The sequence below is a fragment of the Pseudomonas extremaustralis genome (genome assembly GCF_900102035.1).
Taxonomy (GTDB): domain Bacteria; phylum Pseudomonadota; class Gammaproteobacteria; order Pseudomonadales; family Pseudomonadaceae; genus Aquipseudomonas; species Aquipseudomonas extremaustralis.
In genome coordinates, this window is the sequence record NZ_LT629689.1 from 2,028,615 (window position 1) to 2,043,884 (window position 15,270).

16 protein-coding genes are annotated in these 15,270 nt (G+C 61.2%); 6 read left to right on the top strand and 10 right to left on the bottom strand.

Going from position 1 to position 15,270, the window contains the following annotated elements; all coding sequences use genetic code 11:
- Positions 1 to 37 precede the first annotated feature (37 nt).
- Together BLR63_RS09440 and BLR63_RS09445 are read left to right on the top strand one after the other, a co-directional pair.
- Positions 38 to 3,523 carry a hypothetical protein gene (locus BLR63_RS09440; RefSeq protein ID WP_010564778.1) on the top strand — a complete coding sequence of 1,162 codons (3,486 nt, stop codon included), beginning with the start codon at positions 38 to 40 and terminating at the stop codon, positions 3,521 to 3,523.
- Between the two features lie 73 nt (positions 3,524 to 3,596).
- Positions 3,597 to 4,472 carry an AraC family transcriptional regulator gene (locus BLR63_RS09445; RefSeq protein ID WP_010564779.1) on the top strand — a complete coding sequence of 292 codons (876 nt, stop codon included), beginning with the start codon at positions 3,597 to 3,599 and terminating at the stop codon, positions 4,470 to 4,472.
- Here the strand turns inward: BLR63_RS09445 and BLR63_RS09450 are convergent.
- Entirely contained in the window at positions 4,414 to 5,001 is a 588-nt protein-coding gene (locus BLR63_RS09450) for a LysE family translocator (protein WP_010564780.1), read from the bottom strand. The two genes, BLR63_RS09445 and BLR63_RS09450, sit on opposite strands and share 59 nt — an antisense overlap.
- 119 nt (positions 5,002 to 5,120) lie before the next feature.
- Positions 5,121 to 5,750 carry a ribonuclease T2 family protein gene (locus BLR63_RS09455; protein WP_010564781.1) on the bottom strand — a complete coding sequence of 210 codons (630 nt, stop codon included), beginning with the start codon at positions 5,748 to 5,750 and terminating at the stop codon, positions 5,121 to 5,123.
- A 398-nt stretch (positions 5,751 to 6,148) separates the two neighbouring features.
- On the opposite strand from BLR63_RS09455, the gene BLR63_RS09460 reads away from it, so the two are divergent.
- Both BLR63_RS09460 and BLR63_RS09465 read left to right on the top strand, forming a co-directional pair.
- Entirely contained in the window at positions 6,149 to 6,511 is a 363-nt protein-coding gene (locus BLR63_RS09460) for an NUDIX hydrolase (RefSeq protein WP_010564782.1), read from the top strand.
- 152 nt (positions 6,512 to 6,663) lie between these two features.
- Entirely contained in the window at positions 6,664 to 7,203 is a 540-nt protein-coding gene (locus BLR63_RS09465; protein ID WP_010564783.1) for a hypothetical protein, read from the top strand.
- 80 nt (positions 7,204 to 7,283) lie between these two features.
- Here the strand turns inward: BLR63_RS09465 and BLR63_RS09470 are convergent, their stop codons facing one another.
- The 5 genes from BLR63_RS09470 to BLR63_RS09490 form a co-directional block, all read right to left on the bottom strand.
- Positions 7,284 to 8,027 (bottom strand): hypothetical protein, encoded by a 744-nt coding sequence (locus BLR63_RS09470; RefSeq protein ID WP_010564784.1) that lies wholly within the window; start codon positions 8,025 to 8,027, stop codon positions 7,284 to 7,286.
- A gap of 108 nt (positions 8,028 to 8,135) precedes the next feature.
- Positions 8,136 to 8,621: a periplasmic heavy metal sensor gene (locus tag BLR63_RS09475; protein ID WP_010564785.1), complete on the bottom strand. Its 486-nt coding sequence runs from the start codon at positions 8,619 to 8,621 to the stop codon at positions 8,136 to 8,138.
- Entirely contained in the window at positions 8,618 to 9,049 is a 432-nt protein-coding gene (locus tag BLR63_RS09480; protein WP_010564786.1) for a hypothetical protein, read from the bottom strand. Before BLR63_RS09480 ends, BLR63_RS09475 begins: the two co-directional genes overlap by 4 nt.
- Positions 9,046 to 9,624, bottom strand: coding sequence for an RNA polymerase sigma factor (locus BLR63_RS09485; protein ID WP_010564787.1), 579 nt, complete (start codon positions 9,622 to 9,624; stop codon positions 9,046 to 9,048). The genes BLR63_RS09480 and BLR63_RS09485 overlap by 4 nt, the downstream gene beginning before the upstream one ends.
- A gap of 31 nt (positions 9,625 to 9,655) precedes the next feature.
- Positions 9,656 to 9,967: a YXWGXW repeat-containing protein gene (locus BLR63_RS09490; RefSeq protein WP_010564788.1), complete on the bottom strand. Its 312-nt coding sequence runs from the start codon at positions 9,965 to 9,967 to the stop codon at positions 9,656 to 9,658.
- A gap of 215 nt (positions 9,968 to 10,182) precedes the next feature.
- Here BLR63_RS09490 and BLR63_RS31480 point away from each other — a divergent pair, with 215 nt between their 5' ends.
- Entirely contained in the window at positions 10,183 to 10,323 is a 141-nt protein-coding gene (locus BLR63_RS31480) for a hypothetical protein (RefSeq protein ID WP_010564789.1), read from the top strand.
- 146 nt (positions 10,324 to 10,469) lie between these two features.
- Positions 10,470 to 11,414 carry a sensor domain-containing diguanylate cyclase gene (locus BLR63_RS09495; protein ID WP_010564790.1) on the top strand — a complete coding sequence of 315 codons (945 nt, stop codon included), beginning with the start codon at positions 10,470 to 10,472 and terminating at the stop codon, positions 11,412 to 11,414.
- A gap of 310 nt (positions 11,415 to 11,724) precedes the next feature.
- Here BLR63_RS09495 and BLR63_RS09500 read toward each other — a convergent pair whose 3' ends face one another.
- From BLR63_RS09500 to BLR63_RS09510, 3 genes are all read right to left on the bottom strand, one after another.
- The gene (locus BLR63_RS09500; protein ID WP_042946783.1) at positions 11,725 to 12,054 is read right to left on the bottom strand and encodes a Valyl-tRNA synthetase; all 330 of its coding nucleotides are present in this window, start codon (positions 12,052 to 12,054) and stop codon (positions 11,725 to 11,727) included.
- An 87-nt stretch (positions 12,055 to 12,141) separates the two neighbouring features.
- The gene (locus BLR63_RS09505; protein ID WP_010564792.1) at positions 12,142 to 14,643 is read right to left on the bottom strand and encodes a TonB-dependent siderophore receptor; all 2,502 of its coding nucleotides are present in this window, start codon (positions 14,641 to 14,643) and stop codon (positions 12,142 to 12,144) included.
- 148 nt (positions 14,644 to 14,791) lie between these two features.
- A complete protein-coding gene (locus BLR63_RS09510) occupies positions 14,792 to 15,229 on the bottom strand; it encodes a DUF3995 domain-containing protein (RefSeq protein ID WP_010564793.1) in 438 nt (145 codons plus the stop codon).
- Positions 15,230 to 15,270: the final 41 nt, after the last annotated feature.

Sequence of the window (15,270 nt, forward strand, 5' to 3'; positions counted from 1 at the left end):
GCGATCATCCGGGTTTCCTCAACCCGGAGCTGCCTTCATGGATGATTTATATGCCCTCGCCGAGACGTGGGAGCCCCTGCCCAGCGACAGCGTGCTGGCGACAACTGCCGACCCTGTCTACGCCTATTTGAGTGATACCCAGGCATTGCACGCCGAGGGCGATAAAGCCCTGATCGAGCAGTTGATCAACCTGCTCAATACGCCGCCCGGCGCGCAACTGCCGCCCCCTTCGCAGCCGGTACCGATTGCCGAGCAGTCCATGCTGGGCCGTTGGAGCGGGGCATTCAGCAAGGCCATCAACGGCAAAACCTTCCTGGCCTGGGCCGAACCGCAGGGCTTTGATTTCAATACGCTGCGGGTGCTCGACAGCCGGCTCCACGTGACCGCGCACGGCCAGCCCAAGGTGTTCAGCCTGGCGGATGAATCCGGTTGGTGGGCACTGGCCAATCCCATCATCTACATCAGCCGGCTGGTCGACCCCACGGCGCTGGGCATGCCGTACCTGGGGCCTAAGTCGGGCACTGAAACAATCACCCTGGCGCTGGACCTCACGCTGGCCTTCCATGGTTATCCCATGCCGACCAATCGCCTCGCGGCGATGACCATCGTCGAAGAGTTGCAAGCCCTGCAAGGCTTCCCCATGTTTGACGATAACGGCCGTGGTAAATCGATCATCCGCGCCGAATTGACTCAGCAGGTGCGCGACTGCCGGCAACTGGCCGATACCCTCGAACCGTTGATCAGGGACGAGCAGAACTTCTTCGCACTGGACATCTATCGCACACGCCTGCACCTGACATCCGACTCGAGGCTGGCCAGAAGCCTGAAAGAAGCCGCCGCGCTGCTGCAGGCAATCCTGGATGAAAACGGTCTCGGCGGGACAGTACAAGCGCCCACCAACGCTCACTTCGATTTCAAGCGCAAGCTGATCTGTGTGCTGGCCAACGACAATGGGCAAGCAGAAAGCACCCTGGTGCCAGCCTTGCCCGATACCCGTTGGGACCGCCTGGTATTGCTGGGCGAGCAACTGGGAATACACCTTTACCCCGCCCATAGCGTCAGCCTTGTGGACGCTTTGCAGGCCTATGCCTTTGAACGGCCATTGGGACGCGAGGCTATCAGCGCACTGATCCAACGTCTGCGCGACAAAGCGGTGCCTGCGCAGCCGGTGATATTGAACACCACGCGCTCATTCAGCGAGCTGCAGCGCTTTCGCCGTTATGTCGGCAAGTTGAATGATCGCCATACATTGCACAGGGTGCTGTCGCAGGTGATCGACGACGGCAATCTACACGGGCCCGAGGGGCTGGAGCGGGTCATGACGGCCGACCCGGACGCCCTCCTGGCCGTGGTGAAAGGGGCGTATAGCCTTCTTCATCGGTTGACCGACGACCCGGACTTTCTGAAGGTGCGTACCCGCGAACGGATCGACCCAGACAGCCATGTATTGCTGTCGGCCTCCGGCAACATCGGTGCATTCGGCCTGGATGGCATCTGGAAATCGCTGTCGGAAGCGATCGCCGAACATGACCATCTGGTGCAACTGAAACGCGCCCTCATGAAAGTCGCGGCCAATACCGGCGGCCAGTTGCGTACCAACGATATCGTCGGTCTCGCCCAGGCACTCAAGCTCTATCAGTTGCCCCTGCCCAGCACATTGGAGGACGCGCGCACGCTCCTGCAACGCCTGGAAATCCCCCTGCCCTTGCCTTCCGGGCCCGGCCCCTACTGGAGAGCCCTCACGTCGGTTGGCGCACAGCCCTCGGCCTGGACGTTATCCCCATTTGAGCGCGAGCAAATCCTGGCGATCAGCACCGAGTTCATGGCAGACCGTACCGGCACGCTGTTCGGATACCTCTGCCAACCCCTGCTGGACGGCAAGTCCGCCGCCGATGTGCGCGCTGAGGCCGATTACCTGATGATGCGCCTGCTCGCGTCGCCCACCGCCCAGCAACTGGGCCAGACACTGGCGGACGCCCTGCATTGGCACGGCGTCCATGCCGCCGACAGTTCGGAAAGCGGCAGCCGCAATGCGCTGATATTCGCCGCGCTGATCCTCAGCCTCGACCCGCAATGCGACGCCCAGCGCACAGGGATCAACTATCTCGACTGGCACGCCGACTATTACTGGGGCGAGTCGGTGTCTTGGGTGCGCAATCACATCGAAACTGCCCTGGGCGGTGCGGGCGAACCGCTCGCGGCCCTGGCCACTCACCTGATCCTCAGCGAAAAAAGCCCGCACTTGCTGGTGCGCGACATTCCCGACGAGACTCCCTACCTGAGTTCGCATACCTGGGTGCTGTTTTGCCAATACGTTATGCATATGGAGAAAATCACCCCTGGGTCCTCCCGCCAACTGAGCTACGCCCAGATCATGTTCCTGGCCTTCTCGCCGCCCAAGGGTCGCTGGAAAACCTTCCTGGGCAGCCCTCAAGCGGCGGTGCCGATCCTGGACTGGGCGGTGGTCAATGGCGTACTGGCGCCACGTCCACGCTACAACCTGCAAGCGGTCAACACCGCCATCGACGCCCTCAATGCGCAACGCACACGCTTGAACGGCAGCCTTGAAGCGTTCGCCAAGCCCGTCGTGTCATTGCGCGAGACTGCAAGGGATGACCTGCGCCGGGTCTATCCGGATAACCCCTGGCTGGATGCCCCGATCCTGATGTGGCTGCCGGACAACTCGCCGTTTTCCGAAGACCGCCACTTCGAGGGCATCTACACCGGGCCCCAGCACTCGTTCACCGACCTGCACATGGCCGACCGCCTGGATGTCACCTCGACGACATGGCATTCCTCGCACGCCACCGTCAAATACCAGGAAATGGCCAAGCGCTTTCATCTGCTGGGGCGCATCTACAACGTGTTTTCCCAAGCGTTCGACCAGAAGCTCAACCAATTGAAGGCCGCTTACCGCGAGTCGATTTGCTACTGGCTATCGCAACTCACCTTGCCGCGGCGAGAAGCCCTGGAATATGGGCACATTCGGTTTTTCAGCCTGAGCCGCCCAGGCCCATCGCCTCGAGCCCCTGCCAGCGTAGGTCGATTCGGTGTACTACTGCAGGTCACTTACCTCTCCGACCAACATTTCTATGAGTGCTTCCCCCGGCAATTGTTGATACGCCCACGGCGCGACCTCGACGCCCGCCAGCTCAAGCACGCCGTCGATACCGGCACCCGCCAGCCCTGGATGCGTTTCGACTGGGCAGCCTACGAACATGGGGACTGGCCGGCCGACCTCGCATCGCTCGAGGCGAACACCGATGTGCTGATCCGAGCATTCGGCAAAGACTTGCCCGAGGCGATTGAGGTTGCACCGCTGGACGCCCAGGGCCGACGCGTGCCACGCACCCTGGATTCGCCCCGCTCCCACGCATTGGCTCAGGCCCTCCTGTCCCATCTGTTGGAAGACGGCCTGGCCTTGCGTGAAAAGGCCAGGCAGCCGATCACGCTGGAAGAGGCCGTGAGCGAGCACGACCCCTGGGCCGACTTCCTGCGCAACATGGCGCTGAAATCCGGTTGAGGCTTGAACACTCGCGGTTTTTGTATGAGGCTGCTACCCCGTTCATTCGATTCGCGCCAGGAAGCACTTACCCATGACCGCCGCTACCGCTCCGTTGTTCTGGCGTGACCCGTCCCTTGCTTTCATCGAAGCGCGGACCATCGCCGACGGGCGCAAGGTGACCTACGCGCGTCACGCCCATGAGCATTTTTCCATCGGTGCGGTCACCCGCGGGCGCAGCTATTACCTCTATGGCGCGGACCGATTCGAGATCAGCGCTGGCACGGTGGTGTTGATGAACCCCGGCGATGTGCATGCCTGCAACCCCATCGACAACGAGCGGTGGTCCTATCAGATGCTGTACATCGACACGCCCTGGCTCACCGAGTTGCAGCACCAGTTGGGCTTCAGCACTGACCAGGGTTACCGGCCGTTCACCACGCCCTACACCCGCGACCCGGTGTTGTACCGAGGCCTGCTGGAGCTGTACCGGACCGTGGTGGATGAAAGGGCCGAGCACCTGCATAAGCAGAGCGTGCTGGTGAGTTACTTCACCGAGGTCCAGCAACGGCTGAACCCTTCGCCTATGCCGATGCGCGAGGTCAACCACAAGCTGGAACGGGCGGCCGAGTACATCCGTGAACATTGCACCCAAGCCCTGAGGCTGGAAGACATCTGCCTGGCGGCCGAACTGTCGCCGTCGTACCTGATCCGTGCCTTCAAACAGTATTACGGGCTCACACCCCATGCCTTCCTGGTCAACCAACGCATTCAGTTCGCTCGCGCCCAATTGCGCCAGGGCGAGCTGATCGCCGATGTCGCCCTCGCCGCCGGCTTCGCCGACCAGGCGCATTTCCAGCGCGCCTTCAAGCAGCATTTCGCCGCCACGCCGGGGCAATACCGCGAGGTACTCAAGCCATCAGCAAATAACCCACACTGGCCACCAGCAACGCGGCCATTGAGCGGTTGAACAGGCGTACACCCTGGGGGTTGCTCAGGTAGCGGCGCAAAAAGGTCCCGGCATAGGCCCAGCACGCCACCGACAGGTAGCAGATCACCAGGTAAAGGCCGGCAAACAACCAGACCTGCCGCGCATCGCCGTCCGCCACGAACAGGCCCATCCCCGCCACGCACGCCAGCCACGCCTTGGGGTTGAGCCATTGCATGATCGCGCCGTAGAGCATCGACGGTGCCGTCGCCGCGCCCTGCGCATCCAGCCGGCCATCATCCACCGCCAGTTTCCAGGCCATATAGAGTAAAAAGGCGACCCCGCCCCACTGGATCAACTGGGTCAACAAGGGCCAGCGCACCAACACCTCGTGCAAACCCAGGCCGATCAGTACCAGCAGCACGGTGAAGCCGACCGCGGCGCCGAACACGTGTTTCTGACTGGCGACAAACCCGAAGCGCGCCCCTGAACTCAGGGCGACCACATTGACCGGGCCCGGCGTGATGGACGTGGCCAGGGCGAAAGCGGCCATGGAGAGGATCAAGCTCATTGCGGTTCCTTTTTGCTGTGGCTTTTGAAGACAGTGCCACAGTAAAACGGCGTGGCAACCGGGGTATTGAACAAAATACCCCTTTCACCACAAACCGCGCCCGAACGCGGGCCGGCTGCCTAGCGCTGCGAAGGAATACGGATATCGCCGTCGCGGCACTGGCTTTTCACGCTGCGTGGGCAACCGGCGAAGGCCAGGTCTTTGCTCAGGCACACGCGCACTTCCGACAACACCTTGCCTTTGCAGATCACCGCCAGGCCATGATTGCCCAGGCGCGGGTTGCTCTCGCGAAACAGCGCCTCGATTTCACGGGCCTGCAATGTCGGTGGCGTATTGAGCGGCTGCAATTGCGGCGGGATGGCCACCACTCCCAACGCCGCGTCCGTCTTCTCCAGGTACGCCAGCGGCTCAAGCCCGCTGCAGGTACCGTGCTTGGCCCACTCATGCTTGAGCAGCGCACGGGTCGGAAACAGTGCAGCGCCCTTGTCCATCTCTTCACGGCTCAATGCCGACTGCGGCGCACACGAAGCTGGCCACCCGCCCCGCGCATACTGCGGCCACAAGCCATGCAGTACGAAGCCATAGCCCTTGCCCGAACACTGTTCGTTGTCCGGGTGCGTCAGGCAAAAGGACGGCGACCACGACAACGACAACACATAGAAATCAAACTCCCCGGGCGTCCCTTGGTTACGCGGGCCCGCCATTGCACCCGTGGCCAGGACCAGCCACAACGTCATCCAGTATTTCATGCCTCTACTCCTTGGAAAAAAACAGGTATATCGCGACGACCCTGGGTGATGGGGGTTACGTTGTAGCCCCTTGTCCATGATCCGATCGGTCTTCAACGCCTCGCGGGTCTCGCCTTCGAGCCGCATTGGCTGCCGCATAAACGCGCACGGTGTCCTCGCCTCGCCCCATCACGGCCACCAGGGTCGGCCCTGGCGCTTTATGGAAAGCAGGTCCACTCTCTAATTTAGTGACGCAGCCCCAACCGACCACGTCCCAACAGACGGTGTTCATCTGCATTACTCGTCCGTTTTCAACAATCCGGCAGTATCCACATACCCACCCCAGGCTGCCACAGCCACTTAGCATGACAATTGCATTGCACTTTTATGACAGCCATCCCACTGCGGGGACACAGACGATGAAAATCAGGGCAACGGTCATTTGCGAACACGAGGGGCGTATCCTCTTCGTGCGCAAGGCCAGATCGAAATGGGCATTGCCGGGCGGCAAGGTCGAACGGGACGAACGTCCGGTCGGCGCGGCCGAACGGGAGCTGGAAGAAGAAACCGGGTTGAATGTGGATGGGTTGCTGTACCTGCAAGAACTGAAGGCCAGCGACACCGTGCACCACGTCTTTGAGGCGTCGGTGGTCAACGTTCGTGAGGCACGGCCCTGCAACGAGATCGTCGACTGCCAGTGGCATCCCTATGGCGCCGTGGACGAACTGAATGCCACCGATGTCACCAAGCGCATCGTCAAATCCTTTCTGCGTCGCCTGTAGCTGCAACCCTCGCTCCACCCGCCCCCTGGCAGCGTGCCGATGCGTCCCCACTGGATAGACAAACACCTGTCAAGTCTGACAGTAGACCGCTCAATACCACCGGCTTAGTGTCGTAGATGACCGTTCTACTTTCATTGAAAGGACAGCCTGCGATGAAACAACTTTTCGAATTCAAACACGTGCACGGCGACGATAAGGCGACTGAAGTGTCGATGTCGCGCCTGAGCGATGAAAACAACGATCTTGAGCATCCCGACCACACGGTTCGCTTGTCTTCACTCGACAACAACGGGACGTATAGAGCACCCAATCTCGATGAGGTGGAAGACGTCGACGGGGACGATGACCGTGACAAGGATGACGTTTCCTACTATGAACTCGCCGCAAAACTGGTAACGGCTCTGGTTACCCTGAGCTCGGTGGGTCAGCAAAAGCGATTTGAGCGCGTGTTGATCATGTTCAAGCCTGGCTCGGAAACGGACATCGATATCTTGCACTTCAAACCCGGAAACACAGACATCTCTGCACCAGACTATGTGGTGACGGCAACGAACCCCGACCGTTTCAGAAACTATCGCACGATCAAAAATCCGATAGACGCAGATGGTGACGGCGACGTCGACAGCGACGACAGCCTGATCTACAGGAAACTGGCGACGTCGTTCGCGTCAATGAGGGATCTGCGGCCATAGCGGGTCATCGGCGTTCCGCCGTTCGACCCAGGGCCGGCGAATACAGCAGTGGCTGTCGCTATGGCTGCAACCGATCAAACCTAGCGATAGCCCTGCTCAAGAAGCTCCTTCTCATGGTCCTTTTCCCGCTCGACTCTATGTCGCTCCGCGATCTTCCTGTCGCACTCCTCTTTACTCCTGTCGTCCCCGGGAAAGTACGTGCAGTCCGAAAACCCCCGGCCTTTGGACAAGACCACCACCGCCACCACCACGGGGATCGCGATAGCCAGAACCGCCAGCGTCCAGCCGATGGAATGGGTGAATTCGACTTTGCGCGGATAAGCCTGCCCTGACTGCGACGGCCCGGACTGCAATGTGGCCCACAGTGTGTAGCGATACGCTTGGCCGTCTGCCCCAGGTACGGTAAATCGCTTGCAAGCATCTAGCGCATGGACGGCCCGATAATCCCCTGGTTGCCGAGTATTGAAGTCGGCCAGCACGGCGTTGAGTTCGGCCTCTTCCGCCTGTTGGGCGAGCTGGCATTGCGGCTCCGAGAGATAGCCCTTGCTGGTTTTACTCACCGTATCCACCCACCACTCGGAATCGATATAGAGCCCCAGCACACCGCCATCCGGTGCGGCTTTCAAGTACAGCCGAAGGGAGTCGTCAAAGAGGTGAGTGGTGCGCACCAACGCATCGAACTGCTGGCTGGTCATGGTCTGGTAAAGGGTGTAGCCATAGACCTCAGGCCCCATGACTGTCGGCCGGACCGGCGCCGACACACAACCACCCAGCGACGACGTGATGATCGCCACACTCAATACAGCGCACAGCATCCTTTGCATGAAGCGTCCCTAGGCAGACGGGCGGCTGAGCAGCCAGGCGCCGGAATGCGCCCGGTCCCGCCGCTGTTTCGGCGCGGTGGCCCGAAACATTAATCTCCCGCTGGCGACTCACGACCGTGGCTTGTCGCCTGCCGACTTCATTTGAGCTTTCGCCTGCCCGCGCAGGTACAAGGCTTCCACCAGTTTCTGCCGCTCATCCACTGGCAAGGTACTGGCAAATTGCGCGAGGGTGCTGTCCACCAGCCCCCTGAGCGCCATGTCCGCCTCCCGCGCCTTGGCCAACTCGGCCACCAGCACATCGCGGTCCAGGGTCGGCGCTTCCAATTGTTTGATCACCCCCAACCGCGCTTCACGCCCGGCCATGATCAGCGGCTGGCTGTCGTCGCGATTGTGGCGCAGCAGTTGGCGCAGCTCCCTGCGCCGCTCCACAGGCAACTTGACCATGGCCTGACGCAGACCGTGCTGGTTGACCGCCACTTCGACCGGCTTGGCGCTGGCCATCCAGTGGTAGAGCCCACCGCCGACCCCGCCGAGCAAAAACACATTGAGTACGACCGACACAAACAACCACGGCTTGAGGGATTTGCCTGTCATTGCTCGGTTTCCTCGGCGTTGACGGTGAACACGACTTCCGCGTCGCCTTGATCGAAGACGCTGGGCAGTACATCGGAGGACATCAAGGGCAGCGGCACGCTCATGGACGCCACCAGCATACCGGTGACGATGCCGGCGATACCCACGCCCACAAGACCGGCGGGTGACAGCCAACGGGCGTAACGCGACCACCAGGATGCGCGGCGCGGCGCGGATTGGCAGATCTGCCTGGCCAATGCCGGGTCAGCGCCTGCCCATTGATGGCTGTCCAACTGGCTGTCGAGCCAGCGCGCCTGGTGCAAGGCTTCGCGCGCGCGCCCATCGCCGCCGTCGAGCAACGCCTGGGCCGCCGGCCGTTCGTTGGCCGGCCAGCGTTGCAGGTCCGCCCCGTAGGCATCGGCCAGGTATGCAAAGCGTTCAGGTGTCATGGTGTTCTCCTTCCTGGGCGGGCAAGCCCGGGTGTATCGGCCAGTTGCCTGCGCAACTGGCGTCGGGCCCGCGACAGCAGGCTCTCCAATGCCTCGACGCTGATATTCATCAGCGCTGCGGCGTCGATGTTCGACAGCTCCTGGTAATACTGCAGCACAATGGCTTCGCGCTGGCGCTCGGGCAAGGCCGCCAATGCGGCGGCCATGCGTGCGCTGCGGTCCAGGCTTTCCAACTGTTCGTCCGGTGACGGCGCGCTGTCCACCGGTTCCAACGCTTGCTCATCGCTCAACGGCTGCTCCTTGCGCCGGCGCAGGCGGTCGTGGCACAGGTTGAGGGCGACCCGGTGCAGCCAGGTATCGAAACGCGCCTCGCCACTGCGCCAGTGGGCGGCCTGGCGCCAAATGCGCAGGAAGCTTTCCTGGGCCACATCCTTGGCTTCGTCCGCATCCCCCAGGAGCCGACCGGCCAGCGCGAGCAAACGTGGAAGCTTGCGCGTCACCATTTCGTTGACAGCGGCAGGTTCGTTGTTGCCGATGCGGGCCAGCAGCTCAACATCTGGATCAAGGTCTTTCAATCAGGGAATTCTCAGGGCCAGGGCTCTCGTTTCAGCGGGACCAATGCCCTTCGCGCCAATACCAGTTGGGGCCATGGGCTTCCCAATGGCCAGGCCTCCAACGTGCGTTGCGCATCACCGGCTGCCAGTGCCCCGGCACCCAGGCGTAGCCACGCCCCTCCCAGCGCCAATGCCCACGGTCCCAGGCGTAGCCGGGGCGTTCGACGGGGACCATCTCCATACGCGGCGGCGGTGGTGCCTGCTGAATGATGATCTCGGGCTGGGCAAACGTCGGGGTACTGACAAACGCGGCCAGGGCCAGCGGGGCAAGCAAGACAAAACGCAATGTGGCCAGGGGTCTCATGGCAACTCCTTCATGCAACGAACGAAAATGCAGGTTGCTGATGGGTTGAACGGTGGGTGCATGAAAATCCGTCGCGGGGGGCGCGAATTTATTTCTCGACGGCAGTATTGCCCAGCGCATGCCGGCGCTTGATGAAATATCTGAAAGCTTCGCGACGGATTTATCCGCGTGGCCACGTTGAAGGATTAACGCCGCTCACTCCAAGAGGAAACACCATGTACCGTCGTCTTACCCTGCTGGTTGCCGCCTTGCTGATCGCCAGCCTCAGCGGTTGCATCATCCTGCCGGAGCATCGCCATTGCTGCTGGCGTTATTACGGTGCGCTCGAGACGCCCACCCAGACTGTCAACGGCTAGCCCGCCGAGGCACAGAGGTCAGCAGCAGGTCGACGCCGGGATGCCGGTCATCCGACCTCTCGTCTGCTGACCCGGCCGACGCTTGACTCCAGGCGTCGTTCACAAGACACTGTTGGCACTTAGCCATCACTCCCGAGTCGTCCGTCATGAGCATCGATCCCCCAAGCCCACCCGACAGTGACGTGTACAAGACGTTGCTGGAGTCGACCAAGGCCATCCCCTGGCGCATCGATTGGTCAACCATGACCTTCAGTTATATCGGCCCTCAGATCGAGACGCTGTTGGGCTGGAGCCCGCAAAGCTGGGTCGGCGTGGACGACTGGGTCGCGCGCATGCACCCGGACGACCGCGAGTACGTGGTGAATTTCTGCGTGTCGCAGTCGCGCGCCGGCGTGGACCATGAGGCCGATTACCGCGCGCTGACGGCAACCGGCGAGTACGTATGGATTCGCGACGTGGTGCATGTGGTGCGCAAGGATGGTGAGGTCGAAGCGCTGATCGGCTTTATGTTCGATATCAGCGAGCGCAAAAAGACCGAAGAACACCTGGTGCGCCTGCAAAAGCAACTCGAAGAATATTCCTACCAGGACGGCCTGACCGGCATCGCCAATCGGCGCATGTTCGACACCGTGCTGGAGCGGGAATGGGCCAGCGCCCAACGCAGCCAACTGCCGCTGTCGTTGATCATTCTGGATATCGACTTCTTCAAGCAGTACAACGACCACTACGGCCATATCAAGGGCGACGAATGCCTGCGCCAAGTGGCGAACACCCTGTCGCAGGCCGCCAACCGTCCACGGGATTTCATTGCCCGCATCGGCGGCGAAGAGTTTATCTGGCTGCTGCCGGAGACCGACGCCGCGTCAGCCCGACAAGTGGCGCAACGCTGCATGCATCTGGTTCGCCAGCAACAGATCGAACACGAGTTTTCTGCGGTGTCCAACCTGCTGACCTTGAGCCTGGGCATCGGTACGCGCATCGTCGCCCCGGACAGCCCGATGCTGGATTTTGTCGAAGAGGTCGACAAGTTGCTCTACCAGGCCAAACGCAATGGACGGATGCGTGGGGCGTCCGCCGCGGGTGAAATATGAAGCAGCGTTCAAATCGCGGGCAAAAAAAATCCCAAGCGCTGATGGAAACTTGGGATTTAAAAATGCATAAACCGTGGGAGGTGAACGCCGGGCAATAATAACGACTGTCAAAAGCTGCAACAAGAATATTTTCATCCTTTCGTCGGCTTAATAACGCCGTAAGTCATTCAATAACCACACATTTTTAAAGGTAGCCGGGTATATGAATGCTACTTTTTGGTGCAACTACCGTTGATATATCCCCGTGTATTAAATGGCTATAGAACCGTGATCGTACTGCAAGTACCGCACTGTTCGTGGTGTTGGGTTCCTATTTACGCGCCACTTTATAGCGCACGCAATCCTGGTAAAAACTCTGGCGAATCGCTTCGGGCTTGAGTCGCGAACGACTGTCGTAGGTCTGCTCGGTGATGCCCATGGCCATCATGCGCATCCACGATTTACTGAACTTGATGGTCTGGATCTTTTGCCGCGCGGCATACAACGACACCCCCGACAGCTTCAATTCCTGGGCCTTGGCGGCGGTGCCGGCCCCCCAGCTGCACATGTACTTGTCGCCTTCGCGCAGCTCCCGTGCCTGCACGGCAGCCGCGCCGCCGGCCAATGAGCAGGCGATCAGCATGATTCCAACAGTGCGCATTTGCTTCCTCACCTAACCACCTGAAAATGAAAGCGATTCTGGCGAGGATTTTGTTACAAAGGGGCCATTAAATTGCCTTATCGGCTATCACCACCGGTAGGTCGCGCTCGCCTGCACCGTGCGCTGGGAGCCATACCAGCACCACGAGTACGAATAACACGACGCGACGTACTCTTTATTCGCCAGGTTGGTGGCATTGAGCGCCAGGCGCAGGTTGTCCTTGAGGCGGGCGATATTCGGGATGTCGTAGTGCACCGCTGCATCGAACAGGATGTAGCCCGGCACTTTCAAGGTGTTGGCGGTATCGCCCCAGGACGAGCCGACGTAGCGCGCGCCCGCCCCCATGCCGAAGCCTTTGAGGTTACCGTCGCGGAAGGTGTAGTCGGCCCACGCCGAGGCGGTATGGCGCGGGACCGCGTAGGTGGTGGTGCCTTCGGCGGAGAGTGCCGAGCCTACGCCGATATCGCTGACGGGCGCATAGCGCACGGTGTTATTGGACTGGCTGATGCGGTTGTCCAGATAGGCATAGGCCGCCGTGATGTCGAGGTTGTCGTTGAGACTGGCCTTGCCTTCCAGCTCGAAGCCACGGGATTGCACTTCGCCGTCCTGGCTCTGGCAGCGCCCGCTGCCGCACAGGTGGGTGGGGTCCGGATCGGTGGTCAGCACGTTGGTCTGGCGCAAATCGAAGATCGCCGCAGTAATAAAGCTGTTGCTGCCCGGCGGCTGGTACTTGATCCCGATTTCATATTGCTTGCCTTCGGTCGGCTTGAACACCGAGCCACCGTAACCGGTGCCCGACTGCGGGTTGAACGACTCCGCGTAGCTGGCATAGGGCGCCAGGCCATTATCGAAGAGATAGACCACGCCGACCCGTCCGGTAAACGCCTTGCTGTCCAGGGCGGACTGGCTCTTGGCCCCGGTGCTCAGGGTCCGGGTGCTGCTGTCGGTGCTGGCCCAGTCATAGCGACCGCCCAGCAACAACACCCACTTGTCCCACTTCATCTGCTCCTGCAGGTACACACCCGTTTGCTCGCTGCGTGAGGTGCCATCGGTGGTGTAGGCCGGCACCGGAACAGCCGCACCGTAGACCGGGTCGAAGATGTCCAGGGTTGGCCCGGCGGTATACGTGCCGGAGCCGGACAGGGTGTTGGTGCGGGTGTTCTGATAGTCGAGGCCCATCAGCAACGTGTGCTGCAGCGGGCCAGTCTCGAATTTGGCTTGCGCCTGGTTGTCGAGGGTGTAGGCATCCATGTCGACATCGGTGGCGATGGTAGAACGGCGGATGGTGCGGTAATCCGTCTGCAGGTAGTTGTTGTAGAGGCTGCGGTACTGGCCTTCGCTGCGCAGGTAACGCGCATTCTGGCGCACGGTCCACACGTCGTTGATGTGATGCTCGAACGCCCAGCCGATGGAGTAGTGCTCGCGGTCGCTCTTCTCGAAATCTTTTTCGCCGTCGTAGAAATCCACATCGATCTTGCGTCCGGTCGGGCTGTGCAACACCGATCCCCACGCCGGTACCGAGCCGTAGGACGCGCCTTTGGGGTCCTTCTGCAAATGCCCGAGCAAGGTCAGCGAAGTGTCTTCGTCCGGGCGCCAGGTAAAAGCGCTGGACAACGACTGACGGCGGGTTTCGGTGTGTTCGACCTGGCCGTCGGCGTCGTCGAAAAGGCCGGCGACGCGGTAGGCATACACCCCCTGATCGTCGATTGGGCCACTGAGGTCGAAGGTCGTGCGTTTTTTGTTGAAGGTGCCGTACTCGACGCCCACTTCATGAAACGGCGTGTCCAGCGGGCGCTTGCTGACCATATTGATCACCCCGCTCGGCGTGCCCTGCCCATACAGCACCGAGGCCGGGCCGCGCAGCACTTCGACGCGCTCCAGGTCGAACGCGTCCTTCTGCGGCAAGGCATCGCGACTCGATGGCATGCGCAGGCCGTCCAGATAAGTCGCCGGGGCAAAACCGCGGATGGTCAACTGGTCGAGACGCGACGCGGTGGCGCCACGGGTTTCCGGAATCACCGCGGCGCTGTAGCGCAGGATCTGGTTGAGGCTCTCGGCGTTCTGCGCGCGCATCTGGTCTTTGGTGACAATGGAGATCGACTGCGGGGTCTCGATCAGCGCGGTGTCGGTCTTGGTGCCCGACAGACTGCGGCTCGCCACATAGCCGGACACCGGCCCGGTGGGGCTTTCGGCCTGGTACGCGGCGCTGATGGTGGTGGCTTGCAACTCCATGGCTGCGCCCTGCTCGGGGATAGCTTCCAGGCGGTAGCGCTCGGCGGAGATCTTCAACGCTTGCAGGCCGCTGCCCGCGAGCAACTGGGTCAGTGCCACATCGGTTGCATATTGCCCGCTCACACCGTTGCTGTGCTTGCCCCGCGTCAGGCTGGCATCGAATGCCAGCACCAGGCCCGCCTGCTCGGCCAGGCTATTGAGCGCCTGGTTCAAGTCACCGGCCGGGATCTGGAAACGGCGCAAGGCGCTGCTGCTGTCTTCGGCGAAGGCGGTTTGGACGTTCAGCAACGGCACGGCGGCAAAAGCCATCGCCACTGACAGGGCCAGTGGGTGCAAGGGACGAGCGAGGCGCGACATAGGAAATCCTGGTTAATAGGGGTTCTATTAACCATGACGGCCATGTCTGAAAATCGGGCAAGGATGAGAGCGATTTTTATTTGAGAGCTTTTCAGGTGACGCGCCGCCACTCGACGCGGTCGCCTATTCCTGGGGCCAGAGCATCAGCTCAGCCCCACGCCACCACCAACAATCCAATCCCCAATGCCAGGCACAACGGGGAATAAAAGTAGGTATCCAACCTGGCGAAGCGCGATCCACCGACCTTTTTGAAAAAGCCCACCAACTCCGAATCCCCAATTGCCCTGGCAAACATCAGCACTGCAATCGCGCTGATCCCCCACTGCAATGCGCCATGGGACACCGGCGAGAAATACAGCCCAGCCCGCAGGCAGACCAGCAGTGCAATCGCCACCAGCCCCATCGCCACCAGAAAGGTGCCCAGGGCCGAGGGTTTGAAGGCGGGACGTGGCCCCGTGGCGAATTCGCCGGGCAGTTGGGGGATGGCCGCGAGGCTGCCGAGTTTGCCGCCGGCGGCCCAGTACAAGTGCACCATGCTGATGCAGGTAAACACCCCGACGATCCATCGTGCGACGACAAAGCTCATGGCGGTTCTCCCTGAAAAGATGCGAAACAGGATAGTCGCCC

Bases quoted from the DNA above. Each gene is read 5' to 3' on its own strand.
- BLR63_RS09475 (WP_010564785.1), bottom strand. From the start codon at position 8,621: ATGACAGGCAAATCCCTCAAGCCGTGGTTGTTTGTGTCGGTCGTACTC.
- BLR63_RS09500 (WP_042946783.1), bottom strand. From the start codon at position 12,054: ATGCGCACTGTTGGAATCATGCTGATCGCCTGCTCATTGGCCGGCGGC.
- BLR63_RS09445 (WP_010564779.1), top strand. From the start codon at position 3,597: ATGACCGCCGCTACCGCTCCGTTGTTCTGGCGTGACCCGTCCCTTGCT.
- BLR63_RS09450 (WP_010564780.1), bottom strand. From the start codon at position 5,001: ATGAGCTTGATCCTCTCCATGGCCGCTTTCGCCCTGGCCACGTCCATC.
- BLR63_RS09495 (WP_010564790.1), top strand. From the start codon at position 10,470: ATGAGCATCGATCCCCCAAGCCCACCCGACAGTGACGTGTACAAGACG.
- BLR63_RS09480 (WP_010564786.1), bottom strand. From the start codon at position 9,049: ATGACACCTGAACGCTTTGCATACCTGGCCGATGCCTACGGGGCGGAC.
- BLR63_RS09490 (WP_010564788.1), bottom strand. From the start codon at position 9,967: ATGAGACCCCTGGCCACATTGCGTTTTGTCTTGCTTGCCCCGCTGGCC.
- BLR63_RS09510 (WP_010564793.1), bottom strand. From the start codon at position 15,229: ATGAGCTTTGTCGTCGCACGATGGATCGTCGGGGTGTTTACCTGCATC.
- BLR63_RS09460 (WP_010564782.1), top strand. From the start codon at position 6,149: ATGAAAATCAGGGCAACGGTCATTTGCGAACACGAGGGGCGTATCCTC.
- BLR63_RS09455 (WP_010564781.1), bottom strand. From the start codon at position 5,750: ATGAAATACTGGATGACGTTGTGGCTGGTCCTGGCCACGGGTGCAATG.
- BLR63_RS31480 (WP_010564789.1), top strand. From the start codon at position 10,183: ATGTACCGTCGTCTTACCCTGCTGGTTGCCGCCTTGCTGATCGCCAGC.
- BLR63_RS09470 (WP_010564784.1), bottom strand. From the start codon at position 8,027: ATGCAAAGGATGCTGTGCGCTGTATTGAGTGTGGCGATCATCACGTCG.
- BLR63_RS09505 (WP_010564792.1), bottom strand. From the start codon at position 14,643: ATGTCGCGCCTCGCTCGTCCCTTGCACCCACTGGCCCTGTCAGTGGCG.
- BLR63_RS09440 (WP_010564778.1), top strand. From the start codon at position 38: ATGGATGATTTATATGCCCTCGCCGAGACGTGGGAGCCCCTGCCCAGC.
- BLR63_RS09465 (WP_010564783.1), top strand. From the start codon at position 6,664: ATGAAACAACTTTTCGAATTCAAACACGTGCACGGCGACGATAAGGCG.